Source organism: Ohtaekwangia kribbensis (assembly GCF_042676245.1).
In the GTDB taxonomy this organism is placed as follows: Bacteria; Bacteroidota; Bacteroidia; order Cytophagales; family Cyclobacteriaceae; genus Ohtaekwangia; species Ohtaekwangia kribbensis.
The window spans coordinates 789,352-811,458 of the sequence record NZ_JBHTKA010000007.1 but is presented as its reverse complement, the minus strand read 5'-3'; the positions used below and the strand labels follow the sequence as shown (position 1 = coordinate 811,458).

The following is a 22,107-nucleotide window of genomic DNA, read 5'->3' as shown; positions in this document are numbered from 1 at the left end:
TTACGGGCAACTTATATATTTGCACTTCCTTTTTGAAAAAGGGCCATTTTTAATCAAAATGTGCTTCTTTTGAAAAAAGATTAAGCCTGAAGGCCGATGATAAGCTGAATCCTGGAGAGGTGGGTGAGTGGCTTAAACCAGCAGTTTGCTAAACTGCGGTACTGGGCAACCGGTACCGGGGGTTCGAATCCCCCCCTCTCCGCTAACGCGGTTGTGATGTGACTAAAACAGCACCATGTTTGATTTTGAAAAACTAGAAGTATACCAGATCGCAAAAAATCTGGTAACGGATTCCCTGAAAATCATCTTCTCAAACGAGAAGCTTGATCCCTATATCAAGGATCAGTGGAAGAAAGCTTGCATGGACATCTTGTTAAATCTTGCGGAAGGAACCGGCCGTATGACGAGTGCTGATAAAAAGCACTACATCACGATAGCAAGAAGTGCTGTATTTGAGTGTGTGGCGATCTTACAGGTATTGGGAGAATTAAACTCGATACCACTGTCGCAGGCTCAGGATCTATACGATCGCTATGAGAAGGTTTCGAAAATGCTGCTGGGCATGTACCGCAGTCATTCAGAATAACCAAAGCACTTCAAAAGGCTTCTCGGAAAAATCGGGAAGGTTAATGTTCGAAAGAGAAAAAGATAAAGAGTTACCGAAAGGAAAGCTCACGAAAAATAGAAGGGTTTTTCGTAACTCAATTGGATAGAACATCCTGATCTCATTCGGGAAGGTTGATGTTCGAGAGAGAAAAAGTAAAAGGTCTCGTAGCTCAATTGGATAGAGCAACTGCCTTCTAAGCAGTAGGTTGCTGGTTCGATTCCAGCCGGGATCACAAAAAATAAAAAAGAATTCAAATCATTTTGGATTCAATTGATTGAGGTAACAATAAAAAGTATATCTTTGCGCCTCGATAAACGAAAGATACCATCTCGGGGTGTAGCGTAGCCCGGTATCGCGCTTGGTTTGGGACCAAGAGGTCGTAGGTTCGAATCCTGCCACCCCGACACATAAAAGTGAACATTGAAGCAATTCGTGTTCACTTTTTTTATGTCTACTCCTTTCCAGACTATTCTAGCTTTAGAGTTCAAACTTTTTTTCATGACTATATCTTCCCCCACGGGAACAAAAAGACTTTACAACTCAGCAACTTATAAACCTTCAATCGAGAGTAATTTAAAGTAACGGGAATTATATCTACTTTTCAGAAAATTCGAATCAAATGATTTCAGTTGTTATTCCCGTGTATATGGGAAGAGATTTTGTGATTGAATTGCATCAACGTTTAGTTGACACACTAGAGAAAATCTCTGTTGATTTTGAAATTATCCTGGTTAATGATCAGTGCCCACAGAACTCGTGGGAGCTGATCAATAAAATCGCTTTACAGGATAAAAGAGTTAAGGGAATTAACCTGTCCCGAAATTTTGGACAACACTATGCCATTACCGCCGGACTTAGCTCATGTAGAGGTGAATGGGTCGTTGTAATGGACTGTGACCTGCAAGATCAGCCTGAAGAGATCGCAAGACTATATGACGAAGTCAAAAAAGGTGACTACCAAATCATCTTTGCACAAAGAGAAGAGAGAAGGGATACGTTCTTCAAGAGACTATCATCTAAGCTCTTCTATTCTTGCTTCGGATATCTTACCGAAACAAAACAAGACAGCTCTATTGCTAATTTTGGTATATATCATCGCAAGGCTATACAAGCTGTCTTGGACATGAAAGATCAAATCCGCTACTTCCCTGCCATGATACAATGGGTGGGCTTTTCAAAAAAGGCAATACGGGTTGAACACAGCGAGCGCAAATACGGTCAAACCAGCTACTCCTGGAATAAGCTGATCAAACTTGCGATGAACACTATTATATCTTTTTCAGATAAACCTCTGCGACTTACTATAAAACTTGGCTTTCTTATTTCACTTATTTCCGCTATGATGGGGGGTTATGTACTTGTGAACTATATAGCAGGAGGAATAACCGTGGTTGGATATACAAGCTTAATTATATCGATATGGTTTCTTTGTGGCTTGATCATTATGATTCTGGGCATGCTGGGACTTTACCTGGGAAAGTCGTTTGATAAAATCAAAGACAGACCTTTGTTTATCGTTAAAGACACCATTAACATTCAGTAAATGATTACCCTTTTATTGATGACCTATAAAGGGTATAAGGTTTTAGAACACCTTATAGAAAAGGATCTACACCGTATTCTTGATTCTGTTATTGTTGGCGAAGACAAGGCTACTGAGAACGACTATTCGGGCGAGATCATTGCACTCTGCGAAAAAAATACGATCAAATTTTTCAGAAAAAAGGAAAACTATACAATTACAAGTAAATATAGCCTGGCAATCTCCTGGCGTTGGTTAATACCAACTGAAAATACAGAACTCATTGTATTACACGATTCTCTTCTTCCCAAATACAGAGGCTTTGCTCCTTTGGTAAATCAATTAATCAACGGCGAGAAAACAATTGGGTTAACTGCAATAAAGGCATCAGATCAATACGATCGCGGGCCAATTATAACGCAGCAATCTGTAAACATTCAATATCCTATTAAAATCAAAGATGCGATTGAAATCATTTCCGATTTATATTCATCTGTAACCGCTGATATATTTAGAGCAGTAGCGAACGAAAGTAAACTTATTTTCATACCTCAGGATGAGACGCAAGCAACCTACAGCTTATGGAGAGACGAGGACGATTACCGGATCGATTGGACTCAAGACTCATCCGACATTGTCCGATTTATACATGCTGTTGGTTATCCTTATTTAGGTGCGTCTACCCGTCTTGAAGGGAAGAAAATCAGGATATACGATGCTGAATTGTATCCAGATGTACACATAATGAACAGGGATTCTGGCAAAATTATTTTTTTCGATAACGACAGACCAGTTGTAGTTTGTAGCACAGGGCTAATCAAGATATTGGATGCACAATTCGATGATACGGGCGTCAGTATATTTCCGCTTAACAAATTCAGACTTAGATTCAAATGAAAATACCTTTTAACAAGCCTGCCTTTGTTGGCAATGAACTGGAGTATATTAAGCAGGCCATATACATTGGTCAGATATCGGGCAACGGTCACTTTACCAAAAAGTGTCACCATTTTTTTGAAGAGAAATTCTCGAGCAAGTGCCTTTTAACAACTTCCTGCACAGATGCACTGGAAATGTGCTCCCTCCTATTAAATATACAGCCTGGAGACGAAGTGATAATTCCCTCCTATACGTTTGTATCAACTGCCAATGCCTTTGTCCTTCGTGGAGCAAAAATAGTATTTGCGGATAGCCAGTCCGACCATCCCAATATGGATGCCGAATCACTCGAACAGCTAATCACGCCACGCACACGAGCCATTGTTGTTGTACACTACGCTGGTATTGCTTGTGACATGGATAAAATTATGGAGCTTGCCCAACGCTATAGCCTGTTTGTTGTGGAAGATGCAGCCCAGGCAATTGACAGTTACTATAAAGGTAAGCCTCTAGGAACCATTGGACATCTTGCTGCCTTTTCTTTTCACGAGACAAAAAATGTAATTTCGGGTGAGGGCGGATTACTGGTTATCAATGATAAGCAGTTTGAAAAGCGGGCTGAGATACTCTGGGAGAAAGGTACCAATAGAACTGCATTCTTTAAAGGCGAAGTAGACAAGTACGGATGGGTTGATGTTGGCAGTTCTTTTTTACCGTCCGATCTGATTGCGGCTTTCCTATATGCTCAACTTGAGAAGATGGATGTAATTCAGTCCAAAAGGAAACTGATCTGGGATACATACTTCGAAAACCTTCTCCCACTAAAAGAACAAGGACATATCAAACTTCCCCTAATACCGGAGTATGCGACTAACAATGCACACATGTTCTATATCATTTGTAAGGATATAGATACACGTGACAAATTAATAGCGCATCTGAAAAAGCAAGATATACTTTCTGTTTTTCATTACTTGTCACTTCACAAATCTCCGTTTTACGCATCTCGTCATGATGGACGTGAACTGTCTTGGAGTGACTTCTATAGCGATCGACTTTTGCGACTCCCCTTCTATTTTGAACTATCTCCTGACGATCAGGAAAAAATAATAAACACGATACAAGAGTTCTTTAACTAGGCTATTTCACAGTTTGCCTCGAATAACTGAATAAACTTTCAGATTAATAGCAGGCGCATCATACAAAGGTTCTAAATAGCGCTTCTTATCATCTGGTAACGAATAGTTATAGTTCGTTAGAACATACTCGATATTGAAGTCCTTGATAAACTTTTGCTGAAGAGTAGCTATATTTTCAGGGCTGTAACTTGGCTGCTTTTCAAGATAGCGATAGAACAATGCATTTTTTATTTGTTCTTTTTCATTTGCAAAATGAATACTGCTGCTATCAAGAGGAATATCCAAAATCGACAAGGATATAGTATGAAAACTATCTCTATTGACAAACTGCTGTAGTTTCATATCCAACGCTCCGAACGGCAATGCTTTGGTTGCCCAGTTTGTATCTGAAGAAAAGAAAACGCCAACTGGTTTTTTCACTTTTGCCGAAAAGAACTCTACACATTCCTGAACGGAGCTTTCCGTAACAGATACTGAATTTGCCAGAGCTTTTCGCTCCGTGACATCCTTAAGCAAACCAATAACAGGTAGCAACAACATAGCGGCTAATATGCTGTTCCTATACATTTTATTATTTACGCTCTTAACTATATCACATCCTATAGCAATAAGAAAGCACGTTATAAACGGAATCATTGTATTTGAGAATAGTTGAACGCTGTTTGCATTTCTATGAAAAAGACCCCACGGTATAACGAATGCAAAAAAAGTGACTCCCAGTGTAAGCAGTACATCACGTACCTTCTTAAAACCATATTGTCTGGCAGTAAATAACAATACCAAAAATATTGGCAGATATAAAAGAAATACCTGAATAACTGTGCCGCCTACTACGTTGATAAATGTTTTTATATATGTTGCTGATGTATACTCGTGATAATCAAAAGACCAATCACCTCCGGCATCTGACTGACCCGTTTTGTAGAAAATCGCGATGAACAAGACTATTATTATTGCTTTTAAAGCAATTTCCCATTTTAAAAAGCCTTTTCTGAATAGCTCGTTTACGAAGAAGAGAAAAAGAACAAGAAAAACGCCCGGTGCCGATGACACATTAATGATAGGCAACGCGAGTAAAATCGATACAATGAATTTACTTCGAAAAGTATTGGATTCCCTGTAGAGCAGAATCACAAGTATGACCATCCAATATATAGGAAATAGCTTCGAATAATTTACACTATGCTTTGCAAAGACATCTGCTGATTGCAGAAACGGAATACTGATAATAGCTCCCCAAAAAATGCCGGTTGCGAATAGTAAGAACAATGCAATAATTTTACTATAATAAGTAACACCAAACCAGGTTTCAAGTAATGCAATTAGCCCCAGCCAAATACCAACTATACCTATTGTATATGAACTCAGAATCATCAGCTCCACTGCATTTTGGCGTGTCACGTAAATCAACAACGAGTTTATCCAAATATCCACGTAGTGATAAGGCACCACGTTATGATCAAAAAATATATAATCAAACTCCGCATTCTCTATACCTGTTTCCAGTAAATACTTTGAAAGCTTTCCGTAAAAAATATAGTCGTTGTAAACATGCTCAATAAAATAACCGCCGGTATCCATAAATGCTGTTCGGTATACAATAACAGCAAGTGACACAATGGACAACTCCAGCAGTCGCTTCAAAAGAAAAAAGGTTGTCATATCTCCTTGTGTCCGCTCTGCGAATACCGTTTGGCGACTAACCCGATTGTCCCACCACAGGAATACTCCAATTAGTACGAAACCCAGGAGAACAGTAGCACCGCGGGATTTTACCAGGGCAAAAAGTGTCACTATTAAGAAGAAGCCTATTAAAAAGATCTTAAATGCTCCGCCATAACTCTTTTCGACTTTGAACCGCAAAAACCGCAAAACACCAAAACCAACCGACATACTTATCGATAAGAAAAGGATTACATAAAGTAAATTTTTTAAGATCAGCTCAATCATCATTTCTTTCCGAATTCAATCTACAATCTTCTTTAGTTATCTCAATAAAATAATTATACACGAATACCTTTTCTGCCAATGACCAGACAACTTCCTCCCACGCGAATCACCTTACCATTTCTTATTCTGGATATTTCGAAGTCCCAAATATAGTTTAGTATTATACCGATCAAGCCGCCACTTTTGTGTTCCTTCTTATGCTTATCCAAATTACCGGAGTTCTTGTGCAGCCCGAGTCTGCTAGGTAATGTACGAAACAAAAATACCGCTATAGGCAGAATCGAAAATATATACGAGGAGTACTCAATATGAAAGCCAACCGACTGCAACTTCCTTTTTAGTTCTTTTGTGGTATATCTTCTGAAATGACCGGCATCAACATCTTCGTTAGACCATAACACATTAAATGCTGGGACGGTTATAAAAACAAAGCCACCATCCGTTAAATAGGAATAAATACTTTTCAGAAAATCAACGTCATGCTCTATATGTTCTACAACATCAAATAGTCCAATAGCAGGAATTTTGCCTTTTACGAACGAAGCATTCTCAAGCGTTGAGCAAACTACGTTTTTTAAACTTCTCTTTTTTGCATTAACACATCCTTGAATACCAGGTTCAACCAACACCGTTGATATCCCTTTTTCTTCCAGGCCTTTTGCAACAAATCCATTTCCTCCACCTACATCAAAGAATGTGCTATTGGCACTATACTTCATAACTCCCTCGATGATACAATTGTTTCTATGCTTAAACCAGAAGCTATTTTCTTCTATTTGAAAGTAATTATCGTTGCCACTTGCTGGATATGATATTTTACTCTGCTCTTTAGAATAATAAATGCCTTTTCGCTCAATAAGCCCGGTTGTGTACTCTTGCAAATTCATGTTAAAATCCTTGGTGAGTTAAGCAGCCTGCAAAACAACCAAGTTAAAAATTAGAAGCAAAACAAAAAATTGAAGTTGAAATATCTGCGCTAATAAGGTACCAGTTAAGGTATAACAGCAGCAACGTTACGCTAACAACCAATTGGATTGTTGGTGCCTCTCCACTAATCCATACGCCAACAACGATTAGACTCAAAAACAAAGGATATTTACTCTGCTATCATTTACAGGTTGGGCTAACAGCAGCACGGCATTACACAACAACACGACTACTAAAAACAACGCTCTTCTCAAAGCATTTTCACTACAGGTTATCATATTCAGGTTCAGGTGGCTAGGCTAATGGTCTATTTAAAAATGAAGATAAATACCTCCGTTTATTATAAAATATATTGTTATTCACTTTAGGTGTTATGCTATAGCTCACGTTTGTTGGTCAGCCTCTCCACTAATCCCACGCACAACACCAACAAAGGCTGACAATGCTCTTCGTAAGCTTCAGGTGGCTAGGCTAATGGTCTATTTAAAAATGAAGATAAATATCTCTGTTTATTATAAATGTATAGTTATTCACTTTAGGTGTTATGCTATAGCTCTCGTTTGTTGGTGACCTCTCCACTAGTCCAACGCACAACACCAACAAAGGCTAAGCGCTACCTTTATTAACAATGCATGGTTCTTTGCTTTGGCTGCTGTACAATTTATTTCCTTTTCATCATACTATAGATGGAATTAACGTCAAGTCTTACCAGAGGGCCAGATGGATCCGTCCATTTAGGATTAATCGTATCTAAAATTTTAGGATCTATCTCTTCAATCTCAATGTTCTCACAAATTATTAATAACGATGGAAGAAGTTCAGAAGTACATTCCATGATTATTTCAAGTTCATTTCCATTTTGCTTAATCGAGCTCTTATCTATTAACCATTGATAGTGTATATACCTATCCTGTTCATCTGACTTCTCTTTTAAATGAAAAAAATTACAGCTAAAATGACTTACAAGATCAAACTTCAACTTGAATAAAGCACGTCTTTTACTTGAATATCTAGATTCAAAATGATCGGCTATAACAATAATGGATAAATATTTATCCCACATCGAAAGATCTATATCGATCAGGTGTGCATCTCCCAATATTTGTTTTAAAAGATCATATGTCCTCGTGTCTAATTTCATATCTAATTCATTCTAAAATTGTCCATTTCCTTTGTCCGATGGAATGTGGCCCCCAAATTTATCTCTTTCGGCAGGTAGTCCCGTTGCTCCGTATTTACGACCGTGCTTGTCTTTAATGTGCCAATGAGGGTCTTGCCGTCCTACCAAAGATTTAGACGTTCCATCATAAAATACTTCAGTTTTCTTTTCGGGATGTATGAACTTTCGCCGACCTGTCTCAGTCGTCTCAACATACTTAAATCCCGCTTCTTCTAACTTCTTTTTACCCGCATTGTAAGACTTTCCTCTCAACGAAACATTTTCTAACCCAAGCTCTTTTAATTTCGCAACATCGCTATTGACTTTTCTTAGTTTTGGAAAACCCGAATTGAGTACTTCAGGGTCTATTTCCCAGTTATCTATAAGCTTTCTAAGGTTTTTCAGAGCCTTTAAGTGCCTCAGCTCATCAAGCTCCTGAGCCAGCATTCCCAACTCAAACACAAGAGCTCCTATAGCTTCATCGTCTCCTTCTGCCGCTCTCGTAATTAGATCTTCGTAATCATCGATCATATTTTGAGCAGACTCTGTACCCAATGCAGTTAATATTTCAATAAAATACTGTGTTTCAGAATAGTCAGCTCCGGTGGCTAGCTTAGTTGGCGAATAAGTATTAGAGAGAAAATGGGCTACATTCGCCGCAGCAATAACTCCAGTGATAGTCCCTTTAGCTCCTTCAATGGCTCTTTTAACTGCCCCCTCTTCCATTTTTTGTAGATGATTTGTACCAAATATCAATTTCTCAAGTATTTTCAAACCTAAGGTAGCTTCAGCGCCATCTAAGTCAACAGAGGCAATGGGCGAGTTACTAGCAAATTGATAAGGTGTAAGCATTGGATAACTTTCCTTCAACGGATCCACACTTAAGAACTTAGCAATATTTGGATTATATATCCTAAACCCATAGTCATACACAGTCCCTCCAAACTCGCCACTATCATCTTTCTCTTTACCATTAAATCCATAGCGATATCCGCCATCCGCTACATCATTCTGAGGATAGTATCTCTTCGGCATCTGCATACCAAATGGATAATAGTTATAGTATGCCTTTATAGTTGCATGTGTACTTAACAGCAGACCGGATAATGTAGCATACTTCACATCCGTTACCACAGCGGATACGTTACCCAAGTGATCTTTCAACTCATAATCCTTATCACCAACACCACGCACATACGTGTTCTCATACGGGTTCTCGCTGGCATATACTTTATATACCTGGTTTACCAGGTGGCCACTGCCTGCTATACTTAACTGAAAATCACTCGCAGGTGTACTCGTCAGAGCATCCAATGTAGCTCCGCCATACGCCAGTACATTGGTGCTGTTGCGTTGGGCGATGTGGATATTGTTATCCCGGCCCCGGCGAACTTCTCCCGAGATACCACTCTGCATAATAGTTGGAGTCGCTGCACTTATTGTACTGATGCTCCACAACGCTTCGGCTGTTGTCGATGGTAACAACGGAGTGACTGTACGCTGGCTGTATACCAGCTGGCGACTGTCGGATGTAAAGTCGGCACTCAGTGGTAACGATCCATTGGTAACGTCAACAGTCTTCTCTGGTTGTACTGCATCATTGGTGCTGGCCAGATCAAAATCCGGTGTTACGGCAAACAAGTTCAGGGTAGCTTCGCGCTGGATCGTCCAACCCGCAGGCTTGTTATAGTTCACGGCCAGCAGGCGTTTACCTGTAGGATCAAGTTGAAGGTCACCTTCTCCCAACTTGTCAAGACTCGTCAGGGTAGTTTGTACGGCAGCCTGCTGCACCAGCGGGCCATCCGTTATCGTAAAACGTACGATCTCTTTTTTACCGATACCACTGCCCGTTGCGGGCGCTTCATAGCGGGTGGCATAGAGTATAGTATTGCCTTTGATGTTATCTTCTATTGCCAGTAACTCTCTGCCGTAAGTAGATTTCTTCTCTGCATCCAGTTCCTGGTTCTTAACCACGATATCGCCCAGCAGGGCTCCGCCTGTTCCGTTACCTGCCTGGCTCATGTCGATGACATGGTAATTGAGTTTACCGGCTGTGCTTACCGTAAACAATATATAGTTCTTCGTACCCGGTTGCTTAACGATAACCGCTTTCGATTTAGGTTCTGCATATATACCATTTGTATTCGGCATCAGATTACCGAACCGGTCGTATACCAGGCAGACACCTGCTTTACCCCAGTAGTCTTCTGTTGTTATCGCATATACCTCCAGATTACCTTCTTCATCTTCTGCCAGGGCTATATTGCCGGAAGCGGCTCCTACAAAACTTACATTGTTTACCGCTGCATACTTTTGGGTGTTGCTGCTATAGCTCGCCAGGTGCGCCTGCACCGTGTTTATATACCGGGTGCTTGAACTTACTTTCAAGGCATCCGTCTTCTTGCTCAGTGTTAACCAGTTTACGTTGGCTGTTTTCTTATCAACATCGCTAATCGACAGCGTTACTTCATCCACTTGTGACGCTGTAAATACTTTTGTTGCCAAAAGCTGCTTGGCGTTCAACTGTCCCAAGCGGTCACTGCCATAGATTGGAAGTTCTTTTAAGGTGAACTCTGCACGGTAGGTATCTCCACCCAACGCTATATTTTTTCGCTCATAAACGCCCAGCAAATTACCCGAGGCATCGCGAACGTAATAGGTTGTATAAATATTATCCGGCTTGCGTTGGTATACGCCTGATACATACGGAAGCTTGTTCACTTCTTTGGCTATACGATTGCCTTGTGCATCATAAGTAAAGATCACGTGTGGCTTTTGTGAGGTCGATGCATACGGCTTCACTTCACTTACCTTACCCGATATATTCCAGTGGATATAGATCTGCTGCTGCTTGTCTTCGATCAGGTTACCGATCTTATCATACACATAGTTATCAGCTACCTGGCCGGGCTTCATGTCTTCGCTGCCAGCTTCATTATAGCTGGAGTTCTCTACTACCTGTTTTAGTTTGTTATCGGTCAGGTTGTAGATATAGGTCAGGTCGTCCATCGCATCCAGTGTAGGCGTTGAGCTTACATTACCATTGCGTTTCAGGCTCAGGATATTTCCGTTCGCATCATAGGTATAAGCTGTACCATAATTATTCGTGGCTGTATAGCTTGTGCCACTATATACATTCAGCTTGCTTGACTTGATCCGGTTCAGACGATCGTAGGTATAGACATGTCCTGTTAAGGTGTTATCAAGTTCCATGTTCGATGGATTAGGGCTCTGTCCCATCTTGCTGATCCAGGTGCTGATGTTACCGTTATACAGATCTTTATTACCACTGGATAAGTAGAATGTGCTACCGGTCTTCCAGTTAAACACCGAGTTTACATTGTTATACTGGCGGGAGAAGTCGCCTTCATAATAACCAAGTCCCATACCGAACTCATCCTTTGCATAGAGCTTGTCTGTGCCTTCCGATGTATTGGCAGTCAGGTCTGGTGTATTGATACCTTTGAGCCAGCCCTGCAGGGTATATACATAATCCAGTTTCTGGATATGGTCTTCCCCTATACCAACCGAGCGCAGCGGGCCATGGGCATAGTATTCATAGCGGGCATCGGTATCCCAGATATAGCCATCGCGTGAAGTCTCTACCGTTAACAATACATTGTCTTCATCATACTTATAGCGCTGGAAGAACTGATCCGGGCGGTGTTCATTGAATTTTACTTTCAGAACTTTGTTACTGATCAGATCATACTCGTATGCCGTAGCCAGTTGTCCTAGTCCCGGTACATCCTGAAGCAACCACTCTACGTTACCATGCGGATCGTAGCTATAATAGGTAGTTGATATTTTGCCATTCTTGTTCTGCACCACACTATAGCTCACACGGTTCAGCAGGTTGCGCTGTGCATTACCCTGGTAGGTAACGTTGGCCGGCTGGCTATAATAGGTGTTGATCTTTTCAAGCGCATTGGTGGCAGGGAACGTAGCAACATCGGCACTGGCTGCCAGTGAAGCAAACGCAGCATTCGTAAGAGTCGTCTCCCCTACTTCAATCACCCGGCCGATCTCATCGTACTTGGTATAGCTATAGCGTTCGGTACCCGATTCGTTCTCTGAAGCATCGCGCTGCTTCGCGGATTGTGAGAACCTTAATTGCCCGATGGCATTGTATATAAAGTTACTTTGTCCCGCATCAGGGGTGTGTTGACTTGACAGCTGGCCTAATGTGTTATAGTTATAGCTCGTTACAAAAGTATGTTGTATAGGTGCAACGGTCCTGTCGGTTGCTACAGCTTTAACTCCGTTCGGGGCAACCGTTCGTACCAGTTGACCGGCACGATCGTAATAATATAAAGTATAGTGGAAGTAGTTGATATCATAGGTCATATCAACCTGGTCTTCCAGGTATTCCAAGGATAAACATTTTTGACGCTGCTCTTCTGTGGCGGCTTCCAGTTGAGCCGTGATACACTCAGCTGCTTTGTCTGTGATCTGGCGGCTGATGCTGCTGGCAGCTATCGCTGATAATGTAGTAACCTTCGGTGCTTCTTTAGGAGCAAGATCATCTTCTGCATCGCCCGTCTTCCAGCGGAAGCATAGACTATAGCTGCGCGCAGGAACCGGTACGACAAAAGTCTCTAGTAAAGGTGTTTCACTGCAGTGGTCTGATATATATACATTATACTTACCCGACTGAAGCTCCATGTTCTTCGATATACCGGTTGTGTTACTCTCCTGCATGATCTCATACTCTACGGTTTGTAACACCTGGTCGTACAGACCCGTTGTGCTGTTAAATACGGCACGCTTCTCCTGAACTTCGCGCTTCCATACAAATTTATAGGGAGGTGTTCCGCCGGTGGCTGTTACATCTGCGGCACACGTGAGTAATGTATGATCCGTTGTCAATGATGACTTCGTTGTCGCTGCGTAAGGCCACTGACGCTTCTCCCCGGGCAACAGTATAGGACTTGCCTGGTAGTCGCCACTATAGATCTCGAACTCGTGACATTTACAGGATACTGCATCTTCGCGTGCATCCTTAATCTTCACACAATATTTACCGGGTTCCAGGCCCGTCATCACAGCACTGCTCTTGTCAGATATCAACGAGCGGTCACAAATATCAGCACCATTTACCTCGTATAGTTCATAGCGTACCGGTGAGATCAGGTGAGCCGAAGCGTTGATCTCGACAGCACCATCATGAGCACCCGCACATGTCTCCGGACTTACCAGCAGTGTAACCTGCGGAGGGGTTTGCTCTTCGATCTCAAAGAAGATTGGATCTGCACAACCGTAGTTCGCAAGGCTTGCTTCTATTTTATACTTACCGATCAGGGTACCTACCGACATCGGGAAGCTTCCATTGGTGATCGTGGTAACTACATCATAACTACCTGAAGCATTTTGCTTTAACAATTTGAACGTACGTGCCTTTCCTGACAGGTCGGTACAGCTCAATTGGTTTTTAAAACCAAGTGTAGGCGTTACCGTGATAACATTGTCACAAGCCTGTAACGTACAGTAATCAAACTTCTGTCCGTCTACTATGGTAAAGCTTTCCTGGTTGGAATTGAGTTTTGCTGTAAAAAGCATCGACAGCGGTTCTACTTGCAGAGACCGATTGCCGGCATCGCTGGTCGAGATCGTACAGCTGTTGTTATTATAGATTACATCGATCTTATAGGTGTCAGCTCCCAGGTTGCTTATTGTAGAGCGTGTGCCAAATATCCCCGGATAACCTTCCGCTGGAGATACGCGTACTCCTGATGAAGTATATACATGGTACGTATAGTTGTTACCACCACGGGGGTTTGATTTACTTACCGTAAAGCCGGCTGAGGTTGATGTGATCGTTGTTCCGTTCAATGTACAGGCCGTACCGGGGCTGCCTACGTTACCATCACAATAGGAAGTGAACACTGCTCCGCCATAGCCGATTGTTACATTGCTGGTAGCACTGCAGCTATTGGCATCGCGAACGGATATACTATATACACCCGTAGATAAATCCGTGCGCATATAGGACGATAGTACAACGCCTTCCGCTGGCAAGTTGCCACCTACCAGTGTCGTGGTATATGGAGAGGTACCACCGGATACCTGGAAAGCAAGTTCGCCATCCGTGGCGGTTAAACACGTAACACCTTGTTTGGTGATGTTACTAATAACAGGAAGAGCGTTAACAGATACGGTTACTGCTGCCGAGGCGCTGCAATTATCTTCAAGATCGGTTACCGTAACAGTATACGTAGTTGTGGATTGCAAGGTGGCCGTTGGTGCAGCCGATGAAGTATTGCTCAAACCCGTAGCCGGTGACCATTGATAGCTATAGTTACCCGATTTTGATACGATAGCACGAAGTGTAGTGGCATTGCCTTTACACACCGCTGCTGCATCTGCTGTAGCACTTACCGGTAAGGGCTGAAGACAATTACCGAACTGCAACGTAAATGTACCTGCTGTAACGGCATCAACCGTAACATAATACCATTGACCAGGCGTTAAACCATTGTAATGAATGATAGCAGAGGCACTACCCGTAGCACTGGTACATGCCAAGCTGTTACCCGATGCATCGTGAAGTCCTAAGAAACCATTTTGAAGGGTACCATACGTGCCACCGGTGAGTAATTTTAAATCCACGTTCGCAGTAAGCGCCTGGAATTTAAACCATACGTTTTTAGAGGCTGCATGTGTAGCATCGCAGCCACTGCCATCTGGTGTAGCACCTTCGTTGCTATAAAAACCTGATTCCGTTATATAGGATGTAGGATTGGAAACAAGCTCTGCGGCTTCTTTGAAATCATAGTTCAACACCACTACCGTCTGCATGCGACTTGTCAACGTAAGGGCCGATGCATCCGGGTTTGTGATCTTATAGTAATACTGACCTGCGTCAGTCATCTCTGCTTCCGGAATCTCAAAGGTATACCCATTGACTTTGGATGGATAACTCGTTAAGTAGCCATTCGACAATTTAAACCATTGAAATATACTCTGTGGGTTCGTATCAATATCAACAGCAGCAGTTAACGTAAACGATTGGCCGACTATAGCGCGGATGTTCTTCGCTTCATCAACTAAGTCTTGCGGATAGTATATAAAATTTGATGACGTGCCTCCAAAACTCTGCTTCAGCGGCAGAAAGTCTGAAAATGTAAACCGGTTATTATAAAATCGTAAATATGTAAAGTCATTGAAGTCAGTAGATATAGAACCCGTTAGCTTGTTGTCGTTAACAATCAAGTACTTCAGGTTAGGCATATTACCTAACTCCGCAGGGATAGTACCACTAAGATTGTTAAACTCGACATTGAGCGTGCCTAATGTACTCGATTTACTCAACCCTGCTGGAATCTCACCGCTTAGTTGATTACGATTAAAATATAGAGCTGTAATATTAGGTAAATTTCCAAGCTCTGCAGGTAATGAACCGGTAAGCTGATTCCCATATATTTCCCAAACCTTCAGGCTGCTTAACTGACCAACCTCCGGAGGAATTACTCCCGAAAGCTTGTTATTACCTATATGAAAAAGTTGAAGCTGTTTAAGATTCTTTATGCTGGAAGGTATACTTCCTGAGAATTGATTACCCTGCAAATACAAAGTCACCATGGAAGGTATATTCGAAACTTTATCCAGGATAGAACCTGAAAGCTGGTTGTTTTGAAGCGCCAGGTAGCTTAAGCTCTGAAGATTCGAAATCTGCACAGGAACTTCACCCGTAAGTGTATTTTCACTCAGGGTCAATTGTTGCAACTGACACAAATTACCGATCTGTGCTGGTATAGTGCCACTCAATTTATTACCACTCAGTACAAGTCCGGTAACATAGCCTGATGAGTTTGTAGTTATACCTGACCAGCCCGTTACACTTTGTCTGACAGAGGGATTAGCGTCTTTCCATCCGTTTTTATTTGTCCATCCAGGTCCTGCTGTAGCTGCATATAGCGCCATAAGAGCACTGTACTCATCTTCGAGTGTTGCGCTGCATGATTGATTGCTAACACTCAATGTAAATGTACCTTGCCGTACTGGCGCCTCCCCGTGAACTGAAAAGTAGTATATCTTACCTGGCACCAATGAAGTACTTTGAACATTACCATAATTAGAAGTAATCACAGTACCTGCATCATCATATAAATAGATGAACGGCATAGAAATTGTCCCGCTGGCACCTCCCGTTAGTACATTTATCTTGATAAGATTGGTAGTAGCCATGAATGTAAACCAAACATTCGGATTTACGCCCCATATAGTGTTGAAGCCTGCACCCGTTGCCCCAATGTTATTATACGCAGCACTTCCACTTCTAAATGCCGTAGTGTTCGTTATAACCTCCGCATTAAGTCTATGATCATACCCTATATCGTCATTAACATACAAACTGAAAGTGCCTTGGGTATAATTATCATCGTCAATTGAAAAGTAGTATACATGTCCCGGGGTTAACGACAAATTTTGAGTGTACGTACGCTCCTGGGTACCAATCGTAGCTGCCGATGACGACCCGAACCCTCCGATAATCTTGCCTGCTTCATCAAAAAACTTCAACCGGATCTGATTCATCGTTCCTTTCGTACCACCGGTTAGTACGCGTATATCTATTTCATTTGTCTCTGCTATAAACTTAAACCACACATTATGGGTATTGCCTGCATCTTCTGAACCAGGACCGTACGATTCCCCTGTACTGTTAAAGTTGTTAAACTCACCGTCAGCACTCGACCACTGATGCGTGCTTGGTATTAAGATTGCCTTTGTTCGGTTATCATTGTTAATAACACTACTTGAATAAATTGTAAATGTACCCGGTGTACTATTGGGATCATCTACGGAGATATAGTACACCGAACCTGGTGTCAAGTTAGAATATTGAATATAGCCTGGACCACTCCAATATGTATTACTAAACAATTGCGTACCCAATTCGTTGAAAAGCTTCAACGAGATTCCTGCCAGCGTACCTTTCGATCCCCCGGTATATACGTGAAAACTGATCTCGTTGGTAGTAGCCTGAAACTTAAACCACACGTTATGAAATCCCTGGCCGGCAACTTCATTAAAGCCATTCCCCGTAGCTCCTACATTGGTATAGGCAGCATCGGCACTGGCCCATGAGTTTAAGTTTAGCGGGAGCGCATTTACTCGACTATCATTTACAGGCTGCGCTAACAAGAGCACGGTATGCAACATCACACCGGCTATAGTTAGAAGTAATTTTTTCAAAACATTCACACTATCAAATGTCATACACTAGTTTTTTGCAGGGAGGCTAAGATTTATTTCAACTGCCGGAGATACAGTCTTCGCTGTTTTAAAATTATTTATATCCGGTACTCCTGTATTAATGGAGTTTGGCAATTCAGTATAGTCTGCCATGTTCGGGTTAGCTATACAATTGAATTTTCGGCTGCCGTCTGGCGTAGCATTGCCATCTGCATCCAGTTTACTAGGCATATCAATTTCAAAATCCCAGGTCATCACCTGCTTCCATTTTTTCTGTTCGCAACGGCTTAATGTAGTTGATGTTGCAGGACACTTACCTGATGAAGGATCGCACGAAGCATCCTGACAACCAGGAACATTCCCGGGACAGTTACCCGTACAACCTCCTACTCCGTACTCAACTTCTATATTTGTATTTGTCGGACCAAGTGTAATGGCATCTGTATTAATTTTTCGGCACGATCTTGTATCCAGTTGATATGTTGAGATCATACATTGTGATTTGCATTGTGCTATAATCTCATCTACCAATAGGTCTATATCTTCTTCAGGTACTACATTATCAGTATCTGCGCCCTTACATCCCCCTATAACATAACCGTTTTGTGTAAATGAGAGTAAAAGTTTATTTCTGAATTCACTTCGTCTTTCATCACATTTACCTTCACAGCTCTTGGTCATCTTCATCATATCAAATTTTACAACCGTTGGATACTGATTCGCTGGTAGCTCGGTTGTGATACCGTTCCACTCTTTCCAATCTGCAATTTCCTGCGGCTCCAAGCCTATAGGGTTAGTATCCTCATTGTAGATACCCATTGGGTTAATTGTATAGTCTGCCTCAGTTTCAATTACCTGATCATTATCTTCTCCTTCAAAATCCTGAGGCCTGTATGTATTAAGCATGTTATAGAATGTATAGCGTTGCCCAGCACTCCAGCCAGTAGCCGTATAGGGGCAAACAACCTTACCTAAGTCACAGAACTCTTTTGCATAAAACTTCAAATCATATGTACCATTTGCAGATGAGTAGTTCCCATTACCATTACCTACCGAAACTCCGGTTTCGCAGAAATCCCGGTTAAAAGTTCCATCAGAGTTTTTTACAAAGCAGCATGGAATCTTCGTTTTTACTCCGTTCACTATCTCAAAGCAATCATTCGGGTCGCTATAGCAAGTAAGCACCTCTATCTCACGGATGCGTTCAGTTTCCGGATATTCAAAATATTTAAAGGCATACAATGGATCTTTGATATGCGGGAAATAATCTTTCATTCTTTTAGCAGGTATCCCGCCGGCCGCTGGCACTACAATTATTTCAGGCCACGTAGCAACTCCGTTAACTACCGTAGGATTGTACGGCCATTTTTTACAGCCGCCTGACGGACAAGACGGTGTTGAAGTTCCTGCTCCAGTAAACGGAACATTATACGATGTAGCACCGCTTACATCTCCAGGAAGTGGCTGAGGATCATCGGCAGTTAATATTTTAGCAAACTTATACCCTGTACATTCCAGGAAATCTTTAACAAGAAAACCGGTATATTCTACATCAGCCTGCGATGCCGATAAGTCTCGCATTGCTTTTGCAATCTTCTTTTTAAGTTTTCGCTTCTTTCTACGGGACAATTTCACATCGCTAAAATTGTCATTAAAATGGTTGTCATGTGTTTTCCCTTCACCAACTGTCTCGCCCGCTGCATCATCTGTACTGTTAGAAACATTAGCTTTTCCCGAAAGCGTACCGTCACCACACATGGAGCTTCGAAGCAGTACGATCTGTTGCGTCCAGCAATCAATTAACTGAGAACAGGTATACTGTGTACAATTATTAGTATTAGCATCACAAAGAATACCGGTATTCACGATCGGATTACCACAATCATCTTTACTTGCTACAGGAGGTGCTCCACTTGCATTTTGCGTTCCTTCCACCGATTCCACACCTTGTGCATTATACTTATCGGTAAGCATATGGTATATCATTTTGTTGAAGTCACCCGGTGTACTCCAGCCTAACATATACTTCTGGTAAAAAATGTCACGGCTAAAATCGGAGCTTACGCACTCTTTCAAAAGAGACCAGGCATAACCTTCAAAATCCGGAAAGTATTCTGTAGCACCTGGATTATCAATAAAGTCAGGGTTTACGTCAAACACACCATTGTGATTAGCATCAACTTGTTCCACAACGGCAGGACATCTGAATGGAGGAACATAAGCCACCGAAACCGACATCACACCACAGCATGGACTGCTAATCTCTAATCGCATCGGATTGCCGGCTGTATTGTTATATATATCAATCTTATGCTCAGGAGTTAGTATAAAATCACCCAAACTGTATTTACTTACAACACAAGCAGCATCACAAGAGCTTCCGCCCGCAAACGCATTGTTAACATCGTTTTTTATATCCGACAGTTTTGTATAAAAATCCTGAAGCTCTGCTTCGCAATCTACCCCCTCGAGCCATCCTGTGATTTTATTGATCAGAGGCATGATCTGTTTCTCTGCCTTCGTTTTAGATTCAATAGCAATAGTAGGTTCACCGGCTTGTAGTATCTTCTCTATTACATATGTACCAGGACTTAAAGTTTGTTGCGACCATGATACCATTTTATATTCAACACCATTTGCGTCTGGCGTACACGCTACGGATGCTCCCAGATCCTGCTCAGGTAGAACAATGGTAGCATTGGGGTTTTCCACATTATGTATAATTACCTTTACCTTATACTTGCAATCGAGCGAGAGGTCAAGACAGTTATTCTCCAGGTCCTGGCACTTTACTTTATAATTAATATTCAAAGGACTAGACTGCAGCAAAGCAATTCGTTTGCTGCTCACAAAACCACTCTGCGTAGTGATGTTCTGAGTGATTACATCGCTGACAGTTTTCTTGGACGAAGCGTTTCCTTCATCTTTTAGTGGATCGAGTATATTTCCTTCACCATCCTGAAAAGAAAGCCCCGTTGCAATAACTTTCCCCTCTTTTGACATATAGCTAATAGAAGCGGTGTTATTTTGATCTATCGTATAGGTAGTCAATACGCTTTCTGCATCAGGCGCTTCGTCACCAAATAGTGCAATCAATTCTTCTTCTGATGCCGTTCCATAAAGAGTCTTTATAGTTTTACCACTATCATTAGCATCGCTTATCATATGTTTTTTACCAACACCTGATTGCTCCAGCACGCGCGTAGTTCCATCATTATGAAAAAGCGTACGCTGAAACGGGTATCCTTCGGCATCCGGTATATTCAAATCCGGGTTTTGATTGGAGTAATAATTCAGCGGAGAATTTGTTTGCTCCACCTTGGATGGATTTCTATAGTTTGAGGCATTGTCATAATCATCTGCCGTATATACCTTATTATCACTGGGCCTTTGCACCAGGTTCTCTTTATACTCTCCAAGCTTTCCGGGTACCGGTACTCCCATCGTTGTGAGTGCAGGGCGGCCGGTATTATCAGGAATAGTTTGCGTAATCAATGTATTGTCCTTCGATGCGCGATAAGATTGTGTCTGTCTTACCTGTTGAAGTGGTGTCGCAAAAACAACATTCTCACTTACCTTATTTTCTTCTGTAAATGTTCTGGAGTATATCCAGTTTTTATCAGCTTCGCTATCTTCGTAATAAAAGTAAGCATCGCTGTCACCACCATTGTAAAGTATACCTTCTGTGTCGGAAAATTGAATGTGTATTCCAGATACATTACCCGGATTTACACTCCAATTGTTGTCCGAATAGTTTAGATCGTTGGCTATACCTCCATCATAAAAAGTGCCAATCGGCCTGACACGCCACACATAGAAGCCCGTCCCCTCCGGCATTGTAAGTGTTAGTGACGTTGCACTGCTCTGCGTTTCAATTCTCAAAGCCTTACTCCAATCAACATCTGCAGTTATATCTTTTTCTGAAGCTGCTGTGGCTTCTTGATTATTATACAAACGGAGCAACTGGAATTCGTAATTTGGAAATTCGTAACCGCTGTTATCCCAATCAAACGTAACTTGCTTGAAAATCTGTTTCATTGCCTTCAGTGAAGTCAATACAGGCTTTACTGAAGTTGATGTAACATCAAGTCCATATACTATATCATAAGACAATTCAAAACGAATTTTGTTTGCGATCATCGCCAACATTTCAGCCTGCGTTGAAGAAGCTGATGCCGCAGTTACCAGCGGAGTAATAGTTACATTTTCAATAGAGAATCTCTGAAATAGAAAATCAGAAGCGTCTACGCTGTTTGTTGTGAGATCAGTAAACTGCGTAAAGTCTTTTGCAAAGACAGCTTCGGGTTTACCGTTCTCGATAATAAGTTCATACGCAGCGGCATCAAATACATTCGGTACCTCCGCAGAACCATTGAAACCTTTTATGGTGAAGGTAATTTTATACTTGAAATCCAGCGTTGTACCGGCAGGGCCAAATGCATAATCATCACCCAGGTTGACCTTCATATTAAACAACGCGCTAACAATGTTTCGCTTGGAAATGTTAAGCTCTGCTGGCATTGTTACGTCTGATGTGAAATCAGTAGCAATGGCGCTTCCCGAGGTTACATTATTTGCCGTTATTGAAGTTGTTAATGGCTCTGTTTTCAAGCTATAGCGAAAATGCGAGTTCTCGTAAACGGGAGTCTGAACTACCTGCGCATATATACTCAAATGCGAAACAAACAGTGCAAAAAGACAGCCAGACCATTTAAAAATGTTCATACTA

Annotated in this window: 9 protein-coding genes and 3 tRNA genes; 7 read left to right on the top strand and 5 right to left on the bottom strand. The window is 41.7% G+C overall.

Features of this window, described 5'->3' with window-relative positions; translation table 11 throughout:
* Positions 1-113 precede the first annotated feature (113 nt).
* The 7 genes from ACFQ21_RS18575 (at position 114) to rffA (ending at position 4,147) form a co-directional block, all read left to right on the top strand.
* Positions 114-202, top strand: a tRNA-Ser gene (locus tag ACFQ21_RS18575).
* Positions 203-235: 33 nt separating this feature from the next.
* Positions 236-586 carry a four helix bundle protein gene (locus ACFQ21_RS18570; RefSeq protein ID WP_377580950.1) on the top strand — a complete coding sequence of 117 codons (351 nt, stop codon included), beginning with the start codon at positions 236-238 and terminating at the stop codon, positions 584-586.
* A gap of 179 nt (positions 587-765) precedes the next feature.
* Positions 766-839 (top strand) — tRNA-Arg (locus ACFQ21_RS18565).
* Between the two features lie 98 nt (positions 840-937).
* Positions 938-1,011, top strand: a tRNA-Pro gene (locus ACFQ21_RS18560).
* Between the two features lie 215 nt (positions 1,012-1,226).
* A complete protein-coding gene (locus ACFQ21_RS18555) occupies positions 1,227-2,150 on the top strand; it encodes a glycosyltransferase family 2 protein (RefSeq protein WP_377580947.1) in 924 nt (307 codons plus the stop codon).
* Positions 2,151-3,026, top strand: coding sequence for a methionyl-tRNA formyltransferase (locus tag ACFQ21_RS18550; protein ID WP_377580944.1), 876 nt, complete (start codon positions 2,151-2,153; stop codon positions 3,024-3,026). It abuts the gene before it with no gap.
* Complete coding sequence (gene rffA, locus ACFQ21_RS18545) at positions 3,023-4,147, top strand: dTDP-4-amino-4,6-dideoxygalactose transaminase (protein WP_377580941.1); 1,125 nt, start codon at positions 3,023-3,025, stop codon at positions 4,145-4,147. The genes ACFQ21_RS18550 and rffA overlap by 4 nt, the downstream gene beginning before the upstream one ends.
* 6 nt (positions 4,148-4,153) lie before the next feature.
* Here rffA and ACFQ21_RS18540 read toward each other — a convergent pair whose 3' ends face one another.
* The 5 genes from ACFQ21_RS18540 to ACFQ21_RS18520 form a co-directional block, all read right to left on the bottom strand.
* The gene (locus ACFQ21_RS18540) at positions 4,154-6,100 is read right to left on the bottom strand and encodes a hypothetical protein (protein WP_377580938.1); all 1,947 of its coding nucleotides are present in this window, start codon (positions 6,098-6,100) and stop codon (positions 4,154-4,156) included.
* Between the two features lie 50 nt (positions 6,101-6,150).
* Complete coding sequence (locus ACFQ21_RS18535) at positions 6,151-6,984, bottom strand: class I SAM-dependent methyltransferase (protein WP_377580935.1); 834 nt, start codon at positions 6,982-6,984, stop codon at positions 6,151-6,153.
* A 701-nt stretch (positions 6,985-7,685) separates the two neighbouring features.
* Complete coding sequence (locus ACFQ21_RS18530; RefSeq protein ID WP_377580933.1) at positions 7,686-8,165, bottom strand: hypothetical protein; 480 nt, start codon at positions 8,163-8,165, stop codon at positions 7,686-7,688.
* 12 nt (positions 8,166-8,177) lie between these two features.
* Positions 8,178-17,402, bottom strand: a complete 9,225-nt coding sequence (locus ACFQ21_RS18525) for an RHS repeat-associated core domain-containing protein (protein WP_377580930.1) — start codon at positions 17,400-17,402, stop codon at positions 8,178-8,180.
* Between the two features lie 3 nt (positions 17,403-17,405).
* Positions 17,406-22,103, bottom strand: a complete 4,698-nt coding sequence (locus ACFQ21_RS18520) for a hypothetical protein (protein WP_377580927.1) — start codon at positions 22,101-22,103, stop codon at positions 17,406-17,408.
* Positions 22,104-22,107: the final 4 nt, after the last annotated feature.